The sequence below is a fragment of the Saccharopolyspora mangrovi genome, from assembly GCF_035320975.1.
Lineage (GTDB): Bacteria > Actinomycetota > Actinomycetes > Mycobacteriales > Pseudonocardiaceae > Saccharopolyspora > Saccharopolyspora mangrovi.
In genome coordinates this window covers 1-5,306 of sequence record NZ_JAWLNX010000050.1, presented here as the reverse complement: position 1 = coordinate 5,306, position 5,306 = coordinate 1, and the positions used below count along the sequence as shown (strand labels likewise).

The 5,306-nt window shown below is 57.1% G+C and carries 3 rRNA genes; all 3 read right to left on the bottom strand.

The window, feature by feature from the left end:
* Nucleotides 1-23 precede the first annotated feature (23 nt).
* A 5S ribosomal RNA gene (rrf, locus tag R4I43_RS34190) occupies nucleotides 24-140 on the bottom strand.
* A gap of 122 nt (nucleotides 141-262) precedes the next feature.
* A 23S ribosomal RNA gene (locus tag R4I43_RS34185) occupies nucleotides 263-3,336 on the bottom strand.
* 224 nt (nucleotides 3,337-3,560) lie between these two features.
* Nucleotides 3,561-5,083: ribosomal RNA gene (locus R4I43_RS34180) — 16S ribosomal RNA — on the bottom strand.
* Together the 16S, 23S and 5S rRNA genes form the textbook arrangement of a ribosomal RNA operon.
* Nucleotides 5,084-5,306 lie beyond the last annotated feature (223 nt).

The following is a 5,306-nucleotide window of genomic DNA, read 5'->3' as shown; positions in this document are numbered from 1 at the left end:
CCTGCCCCGCTTCGTAAGGTATGTGTCGGCGGTGTCTTACTCTCCCACACCCTAGCGAGTGCAGTACCATCAGCGCTGGGGAGCTTAGCTACCGGGTTCGGAATGGGACCGGGCGGACCCTCCCCGCCATCGCCACCGACAACCCTGAACCCACCCGCAGGCGGGAAATCTCTGGGCGTCAATCTGCGTTGACACAATATTCTGTTCACAACAACCGTGGGTTGTTGTCTCAGACATCGTATAGTGGGTGCGTAACATCTTTGTGAGCAAGTCCTCGGCCTATCAGCACCGGTCAGCTCCACACATTACTGTGCTTCCACATCCGGCCTGTCAACCCGGTCATCTACCGGGGGCCTTACCCCACACAGGGTGGGAGACCTCATCTAGGAACAGGCTTCCCGCTTAGATGCTTTCAGCGGTTATCCCTCCCGAACATAGCCAACCAGCCGTGCCCTTGGCAGAACAACTGGCACACCAGAGGTTCGTCCGTCCCGGTCCTCTCGTACTAGGGACAGCCTTCCGCAAGTCTCCTACGCGCGCGGCGGATAGGGACCGAACTGTCTCACGACGTTCTAAACCCAGCTCGCGTGCCGCTTTAATGGGCGAACAGCCCAACCCTTGGGACCAACTCCAGCCCCAGGATGCGACGAGCCGACATCGAGGTGCCAAACCATGCCGTCGATATGGACTCTTGGGCAAGATCAGCCTGTTATCCCCGGGGTACCTTTTATCCGTTGAGCGACACCGCTTCCACCAGCCAGTGCCGGATCACTAGTCCCTGCTTTCGCACCTGCTCGACCCGTCAGTCTCACAGTCAAGCTCCCTTATACACTTACACTCAACACCTGATTGCCAACCAGGCTGAGGGAACCTTTGGGCGCCTCCGTTACCCTTTAGGAGGCAACCGCCCCAGTTAAACTACCCACCAGGCACTGTCCCCGATCCGGATCACGGACCCGAGTTAGATGCCCGGAACGACCAGAGTGGTATTTCACCAACGACTCCACAGTCACTAGCGTGCCTGCTTCACAGTCTCCCACCTATCCTACACAAGCCGAACCAAACACCAATACCAAGCTATAGTAAAGGTCCCGGGGTCTTTCCGTCCTGCCGCGCGAAACGAGCATCTTTACTCGTACTGCAATTTCACCGGGCCTGTGGTCGAGACAGCGGAGAAGTCGTTACGCCATTCGTGCAGGTCGGAACTTACCCGACAAGGAATTTCGCTACCTTAGGATGGTTATAGTTACCACCGCCGTTTACTGGCGCTTAAATTCTCCGCTACACCCTTACGGGCTTTACGGGTCCTCTTAACGTTCCAGCACCGGGCAGGCGTCAGTCCATATACATCGCCTTACAGCTTCGCATGGACCTGTGTTTTTAGTAAACAGTCGCTTCTCCCTGGCCTCTGCGACCACCACCAGCTCCCACCGCAAGGGCGTTCACCAGCAGTGGCCCCCCTTCTCCCAAAGTTACGGGGGCAATTTGCCGAATTCCTTAACCACAGTTCACCCGACCGCCTCGGTATTCTCTACCTGACCACCTGTGTCGGTTTCGGGTACGGGCCGTGCACACACTCGCTAGAGGCTTTTCTCGGCAGCATGGGATCACTCACATCACCACAACGGCTACGCATCACCCCTCACCCACAAGGTGTGCGGATTTACCTACACACCGGGCTACAGGCTTACACCAGTACAACCACTCACTGGCAGAGCTACCCTCCTGCGTCACCCCATCACTTGACTACTATCCCTTCGGGTCCCATGCAGTCCCCAGTCTCCTCCGAAGAGTCAACCAGCTTCCGGATGGTTAGCATCAGAAACCTCGTCATGGGCGCATATGCACGGGTACGGGAATATCAACCCGTTATCCATCGACTACGCCTGTCGGCCTCGCCTTAGGCCCCGACTCACCCTGGGCGGACGAACCTTCCCCAGGAACCCTTGGTCATCCGGCGGAAGAGATTCTCACTCTTCACTCGCTACTCATGCCTGCATTCTCACTCCCACACAATCCACACCACGCTTACGCCGGCGCTTCACCTCGTGCAGGACGCTCCCCTACCCAACCCAACAAAAGTCAGATTGGCATGGCTTCGGCGGTGCGCTTCAGCCCCGCTACATTGTCGGCGCAGGACCACTTGACCAGTGAGCTATTACGCACTCTTTCAAGGATGGCTGCTTCTAAGCCAACCTCCTGGTTGTCTAAGCGATCCCACATCCTTTCCCACTAAGCGCACACTTGGGGGCCTTAGCCGATGCTCTGGGCTGTTTCCCTCTCGACGACGAAGCTTCTCCCCCGCCGTCTCACTGCCACACTCAACTCAGGCGTATTCGGAGTTTGGCTGATCTCAGTAACCCGTGAAGGCCCATCAACCAACCAGTGCTCTACCCCACCCAAGCAACATATGACGCTGCACCTAAATGCATTTCGGGGAGAACCAGCTATCACGGAGTTTGATTGGCCTTTCACCCCTACCCACAGCTCATCCCCCAGGTTTTCAACCCTGGTGGGTTCGGGCCTCCACACGGTCTTACCCGCGCTTCACCCTGGCCATGGGTAGATCACTCCGCTTCGGGTCTACACCACGCGACTCCACGCCCTATTCAGACTCGCTTTCGCTCCGGCTACCCCCAACGGGTTAACCTCGCCACGCAGCAGTAACTCGCAGGCTCATTCTTCAAAAGGCACGCCATCACCCCTGCAAAGGAGGCTCTGACGGATTGCAGGCACATGGTTTCAGGAACTATTTCACTCCCCTCCCGGGGTACTTTTCACCATTCCCTCACGGTACTATCCACTATCGGTCACCAGGAAGTATTTAGGCTTAGCGAGTGGTCCCGCCAGATTCACAGCACCCTCCACGAAAGCGCTGCTACTCGGGAACACCACCACACACGTCGAACGAACTTTCGTCTACCGGACTCTCACCGTCTCTGGTCAGGCTTCCCAACCTGTTCAACTAGCCCGAACAACCATGCTGAAGGCTCGGTAGCGCCTCCCAACAGTGTCCCACAACCCCGCACACGCAACCCCTACCAGGTATCCCACGCGCACGGTTTAGCCTCTTCCGCTTTCGCTCGCCACTACTCACGGAATCACCAGTGTTTTCTCTTCCTACGGGTACTAAGATGTTTCACTTCCCCGCGTTCCCCCCAACGCCCTATATATTCAGGCGCTGGTAACCCGACATCACTCGGGCTGGGTTACCCCATTCGGACACCCTCGGATCACAGCTCGTTTGACAACTCCCCGAGGACTATCGCGGCCTACCACGTCCTTCATCGGCCCCTGGTACCAAGGCATCCACCATGTGCCCTAAAAAACTTGGCCACAAAGATGCTCGCACCCACTATACAATTCTCAAACAACAACCCGAGAAACAACCACACACCCAACCAAAGACGCGTGGTGTGTCCTCTCAGATACCCAACAGTGAACTGTCCTGCGAAGCGTTAGTGTGTTCCACAATCCATCGAGCACCCAGACAATGCCACGTGCGGACATTCAATCTGGAAACTCCCAGCCCGAAGACCGGGGTTTGATTTGCTCCTTAGAAAGGAGGTGATCCAGCCGCACCTTCCGGTACGGCTACCTTGTTACGACTTCGTCCCAATCGCCAGTCCCACCTTCGACCACTCCCTCCCACAAGGGGTTAGGCCGTGGGCTTCGGGTGTTACCGACTTTCATGACGTGACGGGCGGTGTGTACAAGGCCCGGGAACGTATTCACCGCAGCAATGCTGATCTGCGATTACTAGCGACTCCGACTTCACGGGGTCGAGTTGCAGACCCCGATCCGAACTGAGACCGGCTTTAAGGGATTCGCTCCACCTCACAGTATCGCCACCCTCTGTACCGGCCATTGTAGCATGTGTGAAGCCCTGGGCATAAGGGGCATGATGACTTGACGTCATCCCCACCTTCCTCCGAGTTGACCCCGGCAGTCCCCCACGAGTCCCCGCCATAACGCGCTGGCAACATAGGGTAAGGGTTGCGCTCGTTGCGGGACTTAACCCAACATCTCACGACACGAGCTGACGACAGCCATGCACCACCTGTACACCAACCACAAGGGAAACCGTATCTCTACGGCTGTCTAGTGCATGTCAAACCCAGGTAAGGTTCTTCGCGTTGCATCGAATTAATCCACATGCTCCGCCGCTTGTGCGGGCCCCCGTCAATTCCTTTGAGTTTTAGCCTTGCGGCCGTACTCCCCAGGCGGGGCGCTTAATGCGTTAGCTACGGCACGGAAACGGTGGAACCCATCCCCACACCTAGCGCCCAACGTTTACGGCATGGACTACCAGGGTATCTAATCCTGTTCGCTCCCCATGCTTTCGCTCCTCAGCGTCAGTATCGGCCCAGAGACCCGCCTTCGCCACCGGTGTTCCTCCTGATATCTGCGCATTTCACCGCTACACCAGGAATTCCAGTCTCCCCTGCCGAACTCAAGTCTGCCCGTATCGACCGCACGCCCACAGTTAAGCTGCAGGTTTTCACGGCCGACGCGACAAACCGCCTACGAGCTCTTTACGCCCAATAAATCCGGACAACGCTCGCACCCTACGTATTACCGCGGCTGCTGGCACGTAGTTAGCCGGTGCTTCTTCTACAGGTACCGTCAGTCACCCTTCGTCCCTGTCGAAAGAGGTTTACAACCCGAAGGCCGTCATCCCCCACGCGGCGTTGCTGCGTCAGGCTTTCGCCCATTGCGCAAGATTCCCCACTGCTGCCTCCCGTAGGAGTCTGGGCCGTGTCTCAGTCCCAGTGTGGCCGGTCACCCTCTCAGGCCGGCTACCCGTCGTCGCCTTGGTAGGCCACTACCCCACCAACAAGCTGATAGGCCGCGGGCTCATCCTGCACCGCCGGAACTTTCCACACACAGACCATGCGGCCGTGTGTCATATCCGGTATTAGACCTCGTTTCCAAGGCTTATCCCAGAGTGCAGGGCAGATTACCCACGTGTTACTCACCCGTTCGCCACTAATCCACCACCGAAGCGGCTTCATCGTTCGACTTGCATGTGTTAAGCACGCCGCCAGCGTTCGTCCTGAGCCAGGATCAAACTCTCCAACAATGCCTTGTTGAAACAATCCCAGCACACACTCAACAACCCCAAAAGGTCGGAGCGTGATACTCAAAGAAACCACCAACCACCCACACGAAACCACAAAGATCCCGCGATGAGTTGGTTAGGGGCATATAAAGAACACTAACCAAAACAGTCCACTGTTGAGTTCTCAAAGAACACACCCACACCATCACCCACGACCCATTTCAGAGCCGCACGATCCGGGGAG